General features: G+C 55.6%; 10 protein-coding genes. All 10 read left to right on the top strand.

The genetic code is table 11. The annotated features are described in order from the left end of the window. The first annotated feature begins 57 nt into the window (after positions 1-57). The gene (locus tag CA54_RS17615) at positions 58-1662 is read left to right on the top strand and encodes a hypothetical protein (RefSeq protein ID WP_146372117.1); all 1605 of its coding nucleotides are present in this window, start codon (positions 58-60) and stop codon (positions 1660-1662) included. Positions 1663-1670: 8 nt separating this feature from the next. Further along, the gene (locus tag CA54_RS17610) at positions 1671-2687 is read left to right on the top strand and encodes an extracellular solute-binding protein (protein ID WP_146372116.1); all 1017 of its coding nucleotides are present in this window, start codon (positions 1671-1673) and stop codon (positions 2685-2687) included. Then, positions 2684-4153 carry a hypothetical protein gene (locus tag CA54_RS17605; RefSeq protein WP_146372115.1) on the top strand — a complete coding sequence of 490 codons (1470 nt, stop codon included), beginning with the start codon at positions 2684-2686 and terminating at the stop codon, positions 4151-4153. The genes CA54_RS17610 and CA54_RS17605 overlap by 4 nt, the downstream gene beginning before the upstream one ends. Further along, complete coding sequence (locus CA54_RS17600) at positions 4150-5985, top strand: ATP-binding cassette domain-containing protein (RefSeq protein ID WP_146372114.1); 1836 nt, start codon at positions 4150-4152, stop codon at positions 5983-5985. The genes CA54_RS17605 and CA54_RS17600 overlap by 4 nt, the downstream gene beginning before the upstream one ends. Continuing rightward, positions 5982-8990 carry a VWA domain-containing protein gene (locus tag CA54_RS17595; RefSeq protein ID WP_146372113.1) on the top strand — a complete coding sequence of 1003 codons (3009 nt, stop codon included), beginning with the start codon at positions 5982-5984 and terminating at the stop codon, positions 8988-8990. Before CA54_RS17600 ends, CA54_RS17595 begins: the two co-directional genes overlap by 4 nt. A 150-nt stretch (positions 8991-9140) precedes the next feature. Further along, on the top strand, positions 9141-10157 hold the full coding sequence (locus CA54_RS17590; protein WP_146372112.1) for an AAA family ATPase: 1017 nt from the start codon (positions 9141-9143) through the stop codon (positions 10155-10157). A gap of 88 nt (positions 10158-10245) precedes the next feature. Continuing rightward, positions 10246-11157 (top strand): DUF58 domain-containing protein, encoded by a 912-nt coding sequence (locus CA54_RS17585; RefSeq protein WP_146372111.1) that lies wholly within the window; start codon positions 10246-10248, stop codon positions 11155-11157. Beyond that, the gene (locus CA54_RS17580) at positions 11154-13037 is read left to right on the top strand and encodes a vWA domain-containing protein (RefSeq protein ID WP_146372110.1); all 1884 of its coding nucleotides are present in this window, start codon (positions 11154-11156) and stop codon (positions 13035-13037) included. Before CA54_RS17585 ends, CA54_RS17580 begins: the two co-directional genes overlap by 4 nt. Further along, on the top strand, positions 13034-15223 hold the full coding sequence (locus tag CA54_RS17575; RefSeq protein WP_146372109.1) for a hypothetical protein: 2190 nt from the start codon (positions 13034-13036) through the stop codon (positions 15221-15223). The genes CA54_RS17580 and CA54_RS17575 overlap by 4 nt, the downstream gene beginning before the upstream one ends. 39 nt (positions 15224-15262) lie before the next feature. Next, entirely contained in the window at positions 15263-16195 is a 933-nt protein-coding gene (locus CA54_RS17570) for an ABC transporter ATP-binding protein (protein ID WP_146372108.1), read from the top strand. Positions 16196-16237 lie beyond the last annotated feature (42 nt).

The following is a 16237-nucleotide window of genomic DNA, read 5'->3' as shown; positions in this document are numbered from 1 at the left end:
TAATGCGAAGCAGCGAATCAATCTCGCGTTTGTGAAGTGGTTAAAAGGAATCAAGACATGACTGAAACAGCAAAAATGCTCAAGCGGGTGGGATACCGACGGCGGGCTGCGTTGTTTGGACGCAGTTTCTATCGGTCGTTTCTTGTGCTGGCCGGTCTTTACGCGGCTGTCTTGTTGTTCAGTCGTCTGTCAGGCAAAATTCCCGATCGTTTCGAGCCGCTCACGCTATTGGTGATTCCCGCCGGAGCCATCTTGTGGGGCTGCTTATCGCTGCGACGTCCGACGGATCCGGAATTAGCACGGCTGGTCGATCAAACAACCGACACTAAAGATCTCTATTTAACGGCGTCGTTATTAGCACAGTCTCCGGGCGACTATGGGCCGCTCGTCACGCGCGACGCCGAACAGCGGGCAACGAAAATCAAACCCGACGTGGTCGTCCCCTTTCATTGGCATCGACGTCTGGCCCATGTGGTGTTGGCGCTGGTTGTGTTGTTCGTCGCGACACGTGCCTTCCCGCAGTTCGATCCGTTTGGCGACGTGCAAATGGCGCAGGCCGAGGAAAAACGCGAGCAAGATCTGGAAAAAGGGCGTAAAGCCACGAAACTGCGGACTGCGCAACTGAAGAAGAAAAGCGATGGGATGAGCGAGGAGTCCGACGAGGTCGCCAAGGCGGTTGAGAAATTAAAAAACGATTTCAAAAAAACCAAACGCGGTGAGCGGCAAAGCAACTCGAAAATGCTGGGCCAGCAGCAAAAATTTCTCGGCGAGAAATGGCGGAAACTCAACAACGAAAAGCTCAAGGAATTGTTCAGCAAGTCGTCGAATTCGAATCAACAATTCGGCGGCATGAGCAAGGCCAAAATGATGAAATGGAGCCGAGAACTACAAGAAGGCTCCACCGAAAGCTTGCAAAAAGAGATCGACGCGATCAAATCGGAATTGCAAAAACTGGCCAAGACGACCGACCCGGTGAAAAAAGCGGAGTTGCGGGAAAAAATTAAGCAACGGCTTCGTGACCTAGAAGAGTTGGCATCGAACAAACTCGACTCCAAGCCACTCGCTGCCGCCGTCAAGCGGGCGCTGAAAGAATTGGATGCATCGAAACGCGATGGCTTGTCAACCGAGGCTTTGGAGGCACTCACCGAGTCGATGGCACTGGTCAAAATGGAATTGAAGGAAGTCGCGCAGTCCGCCAAAGACCTGCAGGAATTGGAAAAAGCGCTGGCGGCGATTCAGGCGGCGAAAAAACTGAACGTCCAAGGAGAACTCGACGGCGAGGGGATGGAAGATCTCGAATCACTGGAGGACTATCAAGAGTATTACGAACAATTGATGGCCCAAATGGGCCAGGGAGAAGGAGAAGGGACCGGCGGCGAAGGATTTGGCAAGGGAGGCGAGGTCGATGAGAATGATGAGTTAAAGTCGAAATTCGTCAACGAAAAATCCAAAGCGGAAATCCGTCCCGGTAAAGTGTTGCTGACCCTCAAGGACAAAGGGCTGAGCGACCGTGGCGACGCCAAACAGGAATACCGCGAATCCATTCGCAAAGTCAAACAGGGAGTCAGCGAAGCGATCGTCAAGGAACAAGTTCCTCCCGGGTATTTAGAGGGCATCAAAAGCTACTTCGACACGTTAGATGGCAACGAGGACGAACAGTAAGGACCAGGATGCGATCTTTTTGTTTGCTGGCTGCAACCGTCGTTGTGGGCCTGAGCCTGTCGGGTTGTGCGGTGGATTCAGGACCACCGCCGCTGGTGGTATATTGCGCGCACGATTCGCTGTATGCGGATGGGGTCCTCAAAAAATTCACCGAACAAACCGGCATCGAGGTGATCCCCCGCTATGACACTGAAGCGACAAAGTCGTTGGGGTTGGTGCAGCAACTGATTCGCGAAAAAGACCAGCCCCGTTGCGATGTGTTTTGGAATAACCAAGTCCTGGGTACGCTTCAATTGAAGCAAGAGGGCGTGCTCGAGCCGTATCAAGGTCCGGGGTATGAACGGATTCCCACAGCTTTCAAAGATCCCGACGGGGAGTGGACCGGTTTTGCCGCAAGGCTGCGAGTTTATATTATCAACACCGAGGCCATGCCGGCGACACAAGAGGCGCTGCAACAGGCATTGGCGGCCGATGATCTCTCCCAAGCGGCAATTGCCAAGCCGCTGTTCGGCACGACGTTGTCGCACTACAGCGTCTTGTGGGATGTGTGGGGACCTGACAAATTGCAAGCCTGGCATGCCGACCTGCGCGAACGCGGCATTCGCGAGGCGACCGGCAATGCGACAGTCAAAAACCTAGTCGCCGAGGGAGTCTGCCAATGGGGACTGACCGACACCGACGATTTCTACGTGGCGGCTGACGAGGGCAAACCGGTCGAGATGTTGCCCGTGCGCGTTGATGAGCAAGCGACGATTTGCATCCCCAATTCTGTCGCCATCATTAAGGGAACCCAGCAAAAGGCTCGCGCTCAGCAATTGGTGGATTTTCTGCTCTCCGAAGAAACGGAACTAGCAATGGCTGCCTCGAAGTCGCGACAGATTCCTTTGGGACCGGTTGACGAATCGAAACTATCCGCTGAGGTCAAACTACTCAAGGAGTGGGCGGCGCCGGGATATCCCTTGGCCGGGCTGGCCGAAGCGCGGGCTCAATGTTTGGCTTGGCTCAAAGCGGAGTACGCGCCGTGAGTCTGGCTGAGGCCTGCGGCTGGACCTGCTTGCGGAGTCTGCTGATCGCGATCTGTGCGGTTCCAGTCTGTTTCGCGATTCGCCGTCAGTTGCGTGCAGCACGCGGGGGGCAACGGCTGGTTTTATGGACAGCCGTGCTCGCTCCGTTTTTTGCCCCCGATATGCTCGTTGGTTATGGCTACTACAATTTCTCGTTGTCGCTGATTCATCACCCTGTGTGGAATGAATTGTTCTACGCTGTTTTAGTCTTCTTCAAAGTGCTTCCGGCCGGGACGGTGATTGCCCTGTTCACTCCTCGCCCCCCAATCTCGCCGCAGGCGCTCTATTGCCGACGGCTGTCTCTCCCGCCGCTCACCCCGTTATCGACCCGCGTGCGGACACTCGCCGGTTATTATTTGCGGGGACCCTCCCGTGCCGCGCTACCGGCGCTGGTGTTGATGTTTTTGTTGGCGTTTCAGGAATTCGAACTGGTTTCGCTGGTGAATGCGACATCCTGGACGGTGTGGTTATTTGACCAGCAAGCACAAGGCCTGCCTCTGCCAGATGCACTGCGCTATGATCTGTTGCCGACCGGAATTCAAGCCGCGTTGATTGCAGCAATGATTCCGTTGGTGCTGATGAGCAGAAAAACGGCCGGGCAGCGCGATAGCGGTGGTGGGACATCAACGGCAATTGCTGGCATCACATGGGGCCTCGCGATTGTTGGCTGTGTGTTGTTGTGGCTGATTCCGATGGCAATTCTGTGTCGCGGTCTGGGAAGCGGCTTGGTGGTCTTGTGGCGGAATCCACGTCTGTTTTATGAGATTGCAATCGGGTTGGGGATGATGCTTGCCGCGGCGCTGCCAACCTATGCACTAGCTGCGGCCTTGTTACCGGCAACGACGAAACAGCGCGGGCAGCAGTGGCGATTGCCGTTGGCGGTCCTTGTGGGCTTGCCGGGATTATTCGGCGGATTGACGCTCGGCTTGGCGATGTTGGCGCTGTTTCAGACTCCGGCGCTTGGCGGATGGTATGACACGCCGTTGCCGTGGTGGAGCGCATTGGTACTGTGGCTAATGCCGCGGGCCATGTTGCTCCAGATTCTGTTAGCAGCAGTGCGGCGCGGTGAACCGGTGCATCTTACCGCGTTGCTGTTGCGTGATGGTTCGCCTCAACAGCGGCACCGCGCACGGCAATTGATATGGCGACTCCGCTACCAAGGGCATTATTGGGCGATTGTTCTTTTGTGTTGGTGGGCCTACTTGGATCCGACCTTGTCATCGTTGTTACGTCCCTCTGGATTGGACCCGGCGCCGATGCGGATATACAATTTTATGCACTATGGCCAAGCGGGCGGACTTTCAGCCATGTTGGCGGTGACGGTATTGGCGCCGTTGTTGCTGGTGGGGTGTCTGTGCTTGCTGCGTCGATTTTTATTTCCGCTGCTTGAGCGAGGATTCCGACGAATAGGGTACACCGGCCGATGAGTGCTCCACTTTGGCGATTGGACGAGATCACGTTAGCGGGCAATGACCGCCCGCGTTTGGCCGGCGTGTCGTGCGAGATTCCGCCGGGCGTGACGGCAGTGATTGGCTATTCGGGAGCCGGGAAAACGTCGCTGTTGAACCTGCTGGTCGGGTTTGAACGGCCTGAGCGAGGGCAGGTGACGCGGATCTATGACGATCCCGGTGACCGGCTGCCGCTGTTTTGGGTGCCGCAGGAAGATGGGTTGTGGCCGCATGAAAATGCCGCTGAACACCTGCAAATCATGGCTGCCGGAGCTGAGGATGCGGAGGAACGGGTCAAAAACCTGTTGTCGGCGTTCGATTTATTAGACAAATCCGCCGCGTATCCGGATCTGATGTCCCAGGGGGAGCGTGCGCGGCTGTCGGTCGCGCGGGCTTTGGCCAGCCGGGCCGCCGTCCTGGTGATGGACGAACCTCTCGTCCACGTCGATCCGGCACGCGAGGAGAAGTATTGGCGGGCCATTCGAAACCACCTCAGTGATACGAACACATCGTTGGTGATTGCCACGCATTCACCGGAAACCGTCCTGCGAGAAGCACAGCACGCGTTGTGCCTTAAGTCCGGGCGATTATTGCACCAAGGACCGGTCGACAACTTGTATTACGACCCTCAAACCCTGGAAATGGCTGAATTTCTCGGCGCGGCGAATTGGTTGCCGCAGCACGAGGCTCAGCAGTGGTGCATCGAGACTCAGCGGGAATCCCCTTGTTTTCGACCGGAACAAATCAAAATCCGCCCAGCCGAACAAAGTCCGCTGGTCGTGCAGTCGGCACATTTTTCGGGCAGCCTCGAAGAAGTTGAGTTGCTCAACGAAGACTCTCAACAGCGGCGGACTTTTTTTCATCGTCCGGCGGATAATGGGCTTCGCCACGGTATTCGGGTGGCGATTCATGTTTGCCTGTTGCTGTTGGCATGTGGAGTTTCGCTGGGATGCGATCAAGACGATGGGCCGCAGTTGAATGTCAGCGAAGTGAATCATTGGATATCGCCGCCGATGGGAGCGCGAATCCCGCGTCCGCGTGGTTTGGCGATCGGCGACAACGACGAAGTGCTCTGCCTCGACAACGGAGGACGTCTGTTGGTGTTTGATGAACATGGCAAATTGTTGCGACAATGGGAAATGCCCGATCATGCCATCGGCAAGCCAGAAGGGGTTTGCCTGTTGACCGACGGGCGGATTGCCGTTGCCGATACGCATTACCACCGTGTGGTTTTCTTCGATAAAATCGGCAATGTGCTCTCCTATCTCGGGGGCGAAGGTCAGGAGGATGGGCAGTTCTTGTTTCCCGTCGCCCTGTGCCAGGACAAGAGTGAACATATCTACGTCTGTGAATATGGCGGCGACCACCGCGTGCAGAAATTTACTGCCGACGGGAAACATCTGCTGACCTTCGGCACGTTCGGCACCGGTGAAGGCCAATTCCAACGCCCCAGTGGCATCGTCTGGGACGATGACCGCTTATATATCGCCGACGCGATCAATAACCGGGTGCAGGTATTTACCGACACGGGCAAGTTTGTCGAGGTCCTGGGGGAAAAAACGGGGGGATTGGTGCTGGAGTACCCGTATGACATCACTTTAGATCAGGCCACCAAAGACTTGTATATCATCGAATACGGTGCCGGGCGGGTTACGAAAACAAATCTGGCCGGCAAGCTGTTAGGGCGCTTCGGCAAGACGAGCCGCAATAATGACGGATTCCTCAAACCGTGGGGCGTGGCAATCGACACGCATCAGCGGTTACGGGTGGCGGACACGGAAAACCATCGCATCGTGGAGTTGAAACTGTGAAGTGGAAACAGATACTCCAGAGCGTTTTTCCCAAACCCCCTCAGCGGGTGACCTGGACCGCTGCGCTGCCGTTGATACTGTTTCTCGCCGTCTATGCGGTTGTCTGCTTTGTGTTGGAATGGCGGAATGTGTTGCTGTTTGCCAATCCGATCGCATTCTGTCTGATGGGGATTACTGTTTGGGTCTGGTGGATGCACCTCTGCGGTTTGAGCGGGCTGAGTCGCCGACGGCAGATGTTTGCATTCATGACGCGGCTCTGTCTGGTCGGTTTGCTGGTGATGGTGTTGGCCGAACCGCGCTCGGTGCGGCGTCAGGACGGGTTGGCGGTTGTCTATTTGGTCGACATCTCGGATTCGATCGGTGATCGCACAGTCGACGAAGCCTTTCAGTTCATCGCCGAAACCGCCAGCCAAAAGCCGAAGAATGACATGGTGGGGATCATCGTCTTTGGTCGGCACGCGGCTGTTGAATTGCCGACGCATACAACGTTGGCGCTCAACGAAGGCATCACCGTCAATTCGCTGATCGATCGGGATGCGACCAATCTCGAAGAGGCGATTTCGCTCGCCGCGGCCATGATTCCCGAAGACCATCAAGGACGGATTGTGTTGATGAGCGATGGGACGGAAACCGAGGGGAATCTGTCGGACGTCGTTGATCAATTGACCGCGCGGGAAATCGCCATCGATGTGATGCCGATCGAATACAACCACGAAAACGAAGTCTGGCTGGAGCGGTTGGAACTGCCCGAGAATGTCAAAATCGGCGAGAACTATCAGGCAGCCGTGATTCTTTCGTCGCTCAAAAAAGGATCCGGCAAGCTGACCTTGCTGGAAAACGGCAACGCTATCTTTGAGGAGCGTGTTGATTTCGAAGCCGGTAAAAACCGCTACGTGGTGCCGATTTATCTCCGTGAGGCAGGGTACTATGAATACACGGCCCGCATTGATACCGCGACCAATACGGATAATCTGAGCCAGAACAATGAGGCGCTGAATTATCTGTATTTAGCAGGCGAAGGGCGAATCCTGCTGGTGAATGACCCGGAAGGCGATCCCCGCGATTCCGAAACGTTGGCTCGCGCCATTCGCGAATCAAAACGCTCGCTCGATATCGTCACCGCCTACGATGTTCCCCGCGATGCGATGTCGTTGATGCCCTATGACTGTGTGATCTTCAACAACGTTGCCGCGGACATGTTCGACACGGTTCAGATGGAGGCGGTCAAGGATGCGGCTCGCAATTTTGGCATCGGCTTTGTGATGGTCGGCGGGCCGAATAGCTACGGTCCCGGTGGATATCACCGCACGGCGATCGAAGAAGCGCTGCCTGTGACGATGGACATCACCAAAAAGAAAGTGCTGCCGATGGGGGCGCTGGCCATCATTTTGCATACCTGTGAATTCGCCGACGGCAACACGTGGGGCAAGCGGATTACCAAACAGGCGATCAAAGTTCTCGGCGCGCAAGACGAAGCGGGGGTACTGGCCTATACACAAAACGGCGAGGAATGGGTCTTTGAACTGACCCCCGTTGCGGAAATCGACATGATGCTCCGCAAGATCAACGGCGCTCAGATCGGTGACATGCCTAGCTTTGCCAACACAATGCAATTGGGGCTCAAAGGTCTCAAGGCCAGCGACGCCTCGGCGAAGCATATGATCATCATCTCCGATGGCGATCCCGGTCCGCCATCAAAAGCCTTGATCGACGACTACCGCGCAGCCGGAGTGAGCGTCTCTATGGTGGCGATTTTTCCACACGGGGGACAGGACATCTCCAAAATGCGTCGAGTTGCCGCGGTGACGGGCGGCCGGTATTACTTCCCCGCCAGCCCGAATGAATTGCCGTCGATTTTTATTAAGGAATCCAAAACGCTCAAGCGGAGCATGATCCAAAACAAGACGATCACGCCCGAGTTAGAAAACGATCTCGACGGCGTGCTCAAAGGGATCGACACCATGCCGCAACTGCGCGGTTATGTGCTCACCACTGCCAAAAACGATCACAGCGTGCGGACAATTCTCAAAGCTCCCAACGAAGACGATGAACTGGAACCGATCCTTTCGATCTGGCGGTACGGTCTGGGCACCACAGCTGCTTTTACCTCCGACTTGTCTCCCAACTGGGCAGCGGATTGGATGGATTGGGACAAGTACCGCACGTTTGTCGAACAATTGCTGACCCGGGTTTCTCGCGTGGAAAAAACGGGCAACTTGCGGATGCGCAGCTTCGCTTCCGGAAGTCAGGGGGTCCTGCAGGTTGAGGACTTCCACGAAAATGAAACATTTCTGGAAGTGCAAGCGGTGGTTTCCGGTCCGAATGGAATCGAGGAATCATTGTCCCTCAAGCAGGTCGGCCCACGGCGTTATCAGGCCACCATGCCACTGCGAGCCAAGGGCCGTTATCAAGTCCGGGCGGTCGGTGTCGGCGAAGGTCGCAAGGACGAAACGCACGGCGGATTTCTGGTTCCCTATTCACCGGAATACTTACGGTTTCGCTCGAACCCGACTGTCCTGAACAGCCTCAGTCGCAAGACCGCGGGTGAAAGCCTTGCCGACCAAAAAGATCCGGTCAAAACGATCTACGAAACCCGCCGTAAACCACGGATGAGTTCGTTGCCGATTTTCTTCTGGTTTCTCATCGCCCTCGCCTGCTTGATTCCCTTGGATGTTGCCATTCGCCGTATCCAAATCGATAAGCAAGTGATCAAAGGCTTACTGGGATTGAACAAAAAGGCCGGAGCCTCGGGCCAGTTGATGGGCGCATTGTTGGAACGCAAACGGACCGTCGGCAGCGCTCTCGATTCTCAGCGGGCGACCACGTCCAGCAAGCCACGTTCGCAAACTCAAACGCGTCCCACGACCGCAGCGCGGCAAGCGGCCAAGAAACCAGGCTCCGCCGCGAAACCGCCGCAGCAAGAAACATCGCCAGAAAACATGAGCACGACCGAACGATTATTACGAATGAAACGTCAACGGTCGGACGACGAGGAAGAGACATAATGAGCAGTCCGGTATAAGCACTGCTGGGCAAGCCAGCAGTGGCACCCGATGAGTGAGTGCCTTCTGTTATTTCATTGGACTGCTAAATCGATTTTTTGATCTGACACAATACCGCCCCGAATTCTTTATCCCAGCAACGGGAAAACAACTATGAGCCAAGATGTTACTACCGAAACGTCCGACATGCTGCAACACGAAGCGGACCGCTTCAAGGACGACTATGCCGCCGCGCAAGCGGAAGTCGGAAAAATGATCGTCGGCCAGCAGCGCGTCGTCGAAGCGACTTTGACCGCTTTATTTTCCGGTGGCAACGTGCTGTTGGAAGGGGTTCCCGGTTTGGGAAAGACCGAATTGGTCAAGGCGATGTCCCGCGTGCTTGATTTGGAATTTCGCCGCATCCAATTCACCCCCGACCTGATGCCGGCCGACATCATCGGCACCAGCATGATGAGCAGCGACGAAACGGGGCAGTATCGGTTTGAATTTCGGCCCGGCCCGATCTTCACACAACTGTTACTGGCCGACGAAATCAACCGCGCCTCGCCCAAAACACAATCGGCCTTATTAGAAACCATGCAGGAGGCCTCCGTGACCACCGGCGGCACGGTGCATCACTTGGAGCAACCGTTCTTCGTGATGGCGACGCAAAACCCCATCGAGCAGGAAGGGACCTATCCGCTGCCCGAGGCACAATTGGACCGGTTCATGTTCAAGGTCGAAGTGCCGTTTCCCAATCGCAGCGAGATCAACGAAGTTGTCAGTCGTACGATTCTCAAGCGACCGGTCGAATTGCAAAAGCTGCTCGATTCGGCGCAGATCATGGAATTGCGTGGCGTGTTGGACAAAGTCGTCGTCGCTGATCCGATGCGGGACTATGCGGTGCGGCTGATTTTGTCGACACACCCCGATACGGAGTTCGCCTCGGAAGACATCAAACGCTTCATCCGTTGGGGAGCCAGTCCGCGGGCTGCGCAAGGTCTGATTCGCGCAGCACGTGTCCGCGCCCTCAGCCTAGGCCGAGTGCATGTGGCGTTTGAGGACATTCGCTACTTCGCCATCGAAGTGCTGCAACACCGCGTGCTGCTCAATTACGACGGACAAGCGGAGAACATTTTGATCTCAGAACTGATTGCCGATTCCCTACAGCAAGTTGCTGAAGAAATCTAACAGAATGGATCTTCCCGGAGATGGCCCTGTTTGATCCATTCCCCGTCGCCGCCTGGGCGTCGTGACCCGTGAACAAAACGAAAACGCGATGGAATCGACTGAGAAACAACAAAAAACGCAACTGACCAAATTGCTGGCCAACGATGTCCTGGCCCGCGTGGAACGTATGCGGCTGAATCCGACGCGTCGGATGACCAATCGCAGTCGCGGCGAGCATCTCTCCGGCAAAGGAGGGGCGAGCACCGAATTCGTCGACTACCGCGATTACTCACCCGGTGACGATGTGCGATACATCGATTGGAATATCTTTTCGCGCCTCAATCGTCCCTATATGAAACAATTTCGCCACGAGGAAGAATTGCACGTGGTGGTGATCATCGATGCTTCGTCGTCGATGGTTTACGACGGAAAGCTTGAGCGGGCCAAACAACTGGCAGCGGCACTGGCGGTGATGGGGTTGATGAACCTCGAACGGGTCAGTGTGTACGCTTGCCACCGCAAGGGGACCGCGCTGCAATTCGTCTCGGGCATTACCGGTCGCATCAGCATGCGACGGCTGTTCGAGTTTCTTGAAAATATCGAAACCGGCGGGGACTTCGCGATCGATGAAGCGGTCGAGAGCGTGCTGCGGCAGCATACGGGGCGGGGGATCGCCATTTTACTCTCCGACTTTTTCACTTTTGGCGGCATGGAACGGCCGTTGAATTTCCTGTTCAGCGCCGGGTTGGAAGTCTTTGGCATTCAGATTCTGGCGCCAGCGGAAATCTCACCGGAGGTCACTGGCGACTTGCGATTTGTCGATTGCGAAAACGGGATGACGCTCGATGTCTCCTCAGCGGGGGAATTGTTGGGTATCTATCAAGAGCATCGGCTGGCACTCGAAGAGCGGATTGAGTCGTTGTGTCGTAGCCGCAACGGCCGCTTTCTTTCGATCAGCTCGCACGACCCTCTTCCCTGGGTGCTGTTTGACCTGCTGCGCAGGCGGGGGTGGATTCGATGAACCTGCCCGGATTTTATGCGCTTAGCAGCGCGTGGCTGTTTCTGCTGCTGATTCCGCTGATCATCTTCTACTTCCTCAAACTCCGCCGCCCACAGGTGGATGTGACGTCGTTGGTGTTGTGGCAACAAGTCGTCAACGACCAGCGGGTCAATTCCCCTTTTCAAAAATTCAAACGCAACATGCTGTTGTTGTTGCAATTGCTGTTGTTAATCAGCTTGATACTGGCAGCGATGCAGCCCTTTTGGCCGACCGGTGCCGATCGGGCAAAGTACGTTCCCGTACTGATTGATTGCTCCGCGAGTATGGGCGCACGAGACAAACCGGGCGGTCCGACCCGACTGGAAGTCGCCAAAGCGCAGGTGGAGCAGATGATCGAAGACCTGTTGCCGGACCAAAAGCTATCCTTAATCGCATTTCACAAAACGGCTCGTCGCGTTACCGATTTCTCAAATAACAAACGGGTGCTCCGCGACGGTTTGAACGACATCACCGTCACCGACATCCCGAGTAAAATCGAAGAAGCGTTGCGAATGACGCAGGCGATGGCGCGTCGAGTAGATATCGATAATGTGCTGTTATTGAGCGACGGAAACTTTCCCACGGAAGCCAATTTCGAGCTGCCGTTTGAGCTGACCTATCAAAAAATCGATCCCGGTGGAAAGAACATGGGTATCACTGCCTTAAATGCCCGCCGCGCCGGGGCAACCAAATGGGAGATATTTGTCCGCCTGGAAGGGGCGAAAGATCAACAGACCGCTGGCCGCGTGGAGTGGGCACAAGACGGCAATCCCGTGGGTGCGGAAGAGGTGATTCTGGAACAGGGACAATCGGAACGGTTGGTGTTCAGCGTCGACGCCGAACGCGCCGCCATGATCCGTGTCCGGCTGAAACCGGAAGGTTTTGATGCACTCGATTCGGACAACATCGCCTATCTGGACCTCCCAGCGGGCCGCGATTTGACGGTCTATTGCCCCTTGGACATGAAGGCGTATCGACACGCGCTACGCGGCATGGAAAACGTCATCGTCGAACCGGACGCAGAAAGCGGCAACAGCGACTTGAGCGAATACGACTTACTCATCAGCGACCGCTCTGCAGAAGAATCTCCCCCGGCGCAGGTCTCGCTCTTCGTCGGCGTGATCCCCCCCAACCTGCAGGGCTTGATCACCATCGAATCGGGGGGAGCGGAGGTTGTCGATTGGGATAAGACTTCGCCGCTCTTGCAATATGTGCAATTGACCGAAGTTTATTCCAGCGACGAACCGCAATCGCGCGAAGAGGTTCAAGACCGACATTATGAAGAGGCGGGTTATGAAATCTTGGCACATGGCCGAACAGGTCCGTTGATCCTGGCCGATCGTTCCGGGGAACGTCCCAAGTTTTATCTACTGTTTCATACTAACAACTCTACGTTGCCGTATCGTGTGGGATTCCCCATTCTGGTTGCCAATGCCGTACAAATCGCCACACGGCAGTCGTCGCTATCCGACGTGCGGGGGACAATCACCGGCGTGCTCCCGTCGCGACAACTCTTGACCAGCCGCACTTATCAGGTCCAAGGCCCTGGCGGGCTTTCTCGCGAAACTGCCAGCAACGACGAGGGTATGGTTTCAGGGATTTCAGCGCCGTTAGCCGGGGAGTATACACTCAGTGAAGGGGGCAAACTGCAAGCGCGTATCGGCGCGAGTTTGCTCTCAGCTGAGGAAACCTCGTTGGTGGCGACCGAGGCGATTCAATTCAGCGAGTTGTCCATATCGGCGACCGATGAGAAAGTCAAAATGGACCGCCCATTGTGGCCACAATTGACGTTGGCCGCCCTGGTATTTTTATTAGCAGAGTGGTGGTATTTCCTACGCCGCGGTGGAGGATTGATGGCATGAACGAGCACTTAGTTTTCCATCGCAGGCGAAAGTTACGGCACAACTTGATTGCCTTGCTGTTCATCACCGTTGCGGTTTTGATGTCATTGTCGCCGACTGTTGCTAAGGCTGCGCCCCCTCAAGTGAGCACCCGCTTTGTCCCGCTCTCACCGCGGGCGCGCGTGGCGGCTCCGGTTTCCGGAATCTGGGAGATTATTTCCAGTGGTAGCCAATTGCTGGAAGGCGAATTGCGGTTGACCATCAAAGGACTCAACGGCGAGCAAGTGATCGTGTTAACCGATGTCGTCATCACGCCCGGCACGACGACCCGTTTCCGTGGGATGTTACCAGCAATCGACGTCCCGTATTTCGGAAACCGAGAACTCGTGCAGGTCGAAATGTCGGTGCAGTTTGTCGCCAGCGACGGAACAGAGTTTCTGCCGGAACCGGCGCAACTCATGTTTCGAAATCCGAGTATGCAATCGTTTAATATCTGCATCGCCGATCCGCACATGGCAGGCGGAACCGCTATTGAGCGTAACCTGGCCAAGGAATTGGCTTTTGAACGTTTTAATCCAAACCCGGTCGACAACAGTTTGGGGACGGCCCCCGCGCACGTGGCGCCGCGCGATTTGCCGAACGATCCGCTGAGTTACTGCGCGTTCGATATGTTGCTGCTGGCTGATGAAGGTTTTATGGAAACCGATACCGCGCAACGCGCAGCTATCGCCAAATGGGTTGCCGCCGGGGGCAGTTTGTGTGTTGTCCCGAGAACCTCACTCGATGCCCCGCAATTGGAGTTTCTCAATCAGCTCGCCAAATCAGCGGATTCTGAGATCATTTTTGTCACCGATGCCGACGGACGGCTTTCGGCCTCCGGTGCCGGCGGTCAGGCGGAGTTTGCATTGTTACGCGTCGGTCTAGGACGTGTGGCTGTCGGATTGTTGCCGGACAAATCAAATCGCAATCCAGGTTCCACCCAATACCGCGATATGGCAGCCTTCTTGTGGAAAATCAAAGCGGAACAACTGCAATCCATTCGAGAAACCGGAACATTTCAAAAGGGAAAGTTTCCGCAAATCCCCAACATCCCAGGACAGCCCCGCGTGTATGCAGAGGATTTTCAGCAGTCGCTCTCGCTGGCCGAATCACTGGCGACATCACGTGCGTCCGACTGGAGCGAGAGTCTCGTCGGGCAATTGATGCCCAAAACCTTTCGTTTTGTACCGCTGTGGCTGATGTGCGGTTTGTTGTTCGTCTTTCTCTTGGCGATCGGCCCCCTCGACTATTTTCTACTCGGCGCGTTTAAGATGCGCAAAATGACGTGGGTACTTTTTCCCCTCACATCCTTTCTGTTTGCCTACATCACCGTTGCAGCGGCGAATGCCTATATGGGGGTCACCAACGAAACACACGCTTACGAAATCCTCGACATTGGCGACGATAGTAACGTCCTGAGAGCCAACCGTTTGGAGCTGCACTACAACGGGGCAGCTCAACATTCCGAAACAGAACTCACCGACGCCTTGTTCACGCCGCTGGACACGTCCGCCACTGCTTTCTATCAACACCAGGCCATGCAAGAAGAAGAATTGCCGATGCTGATCGGACGCATACCGCAACAGGTGATGGTTGTGCAGGAGATCCCGCAATGGACGCCGCGACTCAGCCGTCGATTCTGGATAGCCCCCAGCGAAAAGGTGGCCCCGTTGCCGAAGTTTGATTTCGCAACCGTGACGGTCGCCGATTTAGAATCGCCGCAAAGCCGCGCACAACTCGCGGTAAATTTACAGGCGACCTTCGGCCATCAATGCTCGATCTTTTGCCTGAATGGCAAGCGTTTGCATACGTTGGTCAGTAACAGTGCGTTGTTCAGCAACCCACTCTCAGGCAGCATGTATGCAGACGACTCATTTCCGAGGAACAACTATGGTCGACAAAACATGCAACGCATGAATGTCGGAAGAGCAAGCGGCGACGAATTCATTCGATTGATCAGCGCTCCGCTTGGCATCAGCGCCTTCAACTACGTGTCACAGGTTTCGCCCGCAGGGGGGTGGAGTTTCGACGATCTGGCCATGCTGGACATCAACGACCCCGACGAATGGCTGCTGATCATTGCTCAGCCTCGCGGTGATGATGTCGTCATCTACCGCAAACTCTATCGGCGCGCGGATGCGTCGCCAAAGACACCAAACCGACCGTAAATTTCTCAAGCACTCAATTTCGCAAGGCGAGTTACCACTATGTCCGTCGTCAAGATTGAAAACCTGTGGGTGAGTTATGGGTCGCTGCATGCCGTGCGGGGAATCTCCATCGATATTCCCCGTGGCGAAGTGTTCGGCTTCATCGGCCCCAACGGCGCCGGCAAGTCGACAACGATCAAAGTCTTGGCGACGCTGCTCAAGCATGATCGCGGAATGGTGTGGGTCAATGGCGTCGACGTCTCCCGCTACCCCCGGGCGATTCGCGACTCCATCGGTTACATGCCCGACTTCTTCGGCGTGTATGACGACCTAACGGCGATGGAGTACCTGCACTTTTTCGCTGCCGCCTATCGGCTGCCGATTTCGAAACGCAAGGGCATCATTCACGACGTGCTAGAGCTGACCGACCTGACGCACAAGATCAACTCACCGGTCGATTCACTGTCACGGGGAATGAAACAACGGCTGGCGCTGGCGCGGGTTCTGCTCCATGATCCCGATCTGCTGCTGTTAGACGAACCGGCTAGCGGTCTGGATCCCAGAGCGCGCATCGAAGTTCGTGAATTGCTCAAGGAACTGAAAAACATGGGCAAAACGATTCTGATTTCTAGCCACATTTTGCACGAACTCGGCCAACTCTGCTCGCAAATCGGGATCATCGAACAAGGCCAGATGGTGGCCCAAGGCTCGCTGGAAGAAATCTATCAACAACTCAGCTTGATGCGCGTGGTGCATGTGCAATTGGCGGGCAAACCCAACGGAGTCCTGGAACAAATCCAAGAAATCCCCGGTGTCGAATCGGTCGAACAACAGGTCGATCGCATTTCGATTCGACTGCACGAAGATCTAACCTCCGTCGAGGACCTGCACGATGAGATTTGCAAACTGGGCGGACGGATTCACATGTTCCAACCCGAAGCCATGGATATGGAAACCGCCTTTATGAAACTGACGCATGGCAAAACCAATTGAAAGGGCGCCAGTGCCTGCCGCTGACCAATACCATAACTCAAC

The organism is Symmachiella macrocystis (assembly GCF_007860075.1).
Classification (GTDB): Bacteria; Planctomycetota; Planctomycetia; order Planctomycetales; family Planctomycetaceae; genus Symmachiella; species Symmachiella macrocystis.
Note: the sequence above shows the minus strand (reverse complement) of the source record. Positions and strands in the feature narration are given on the sequence as shown.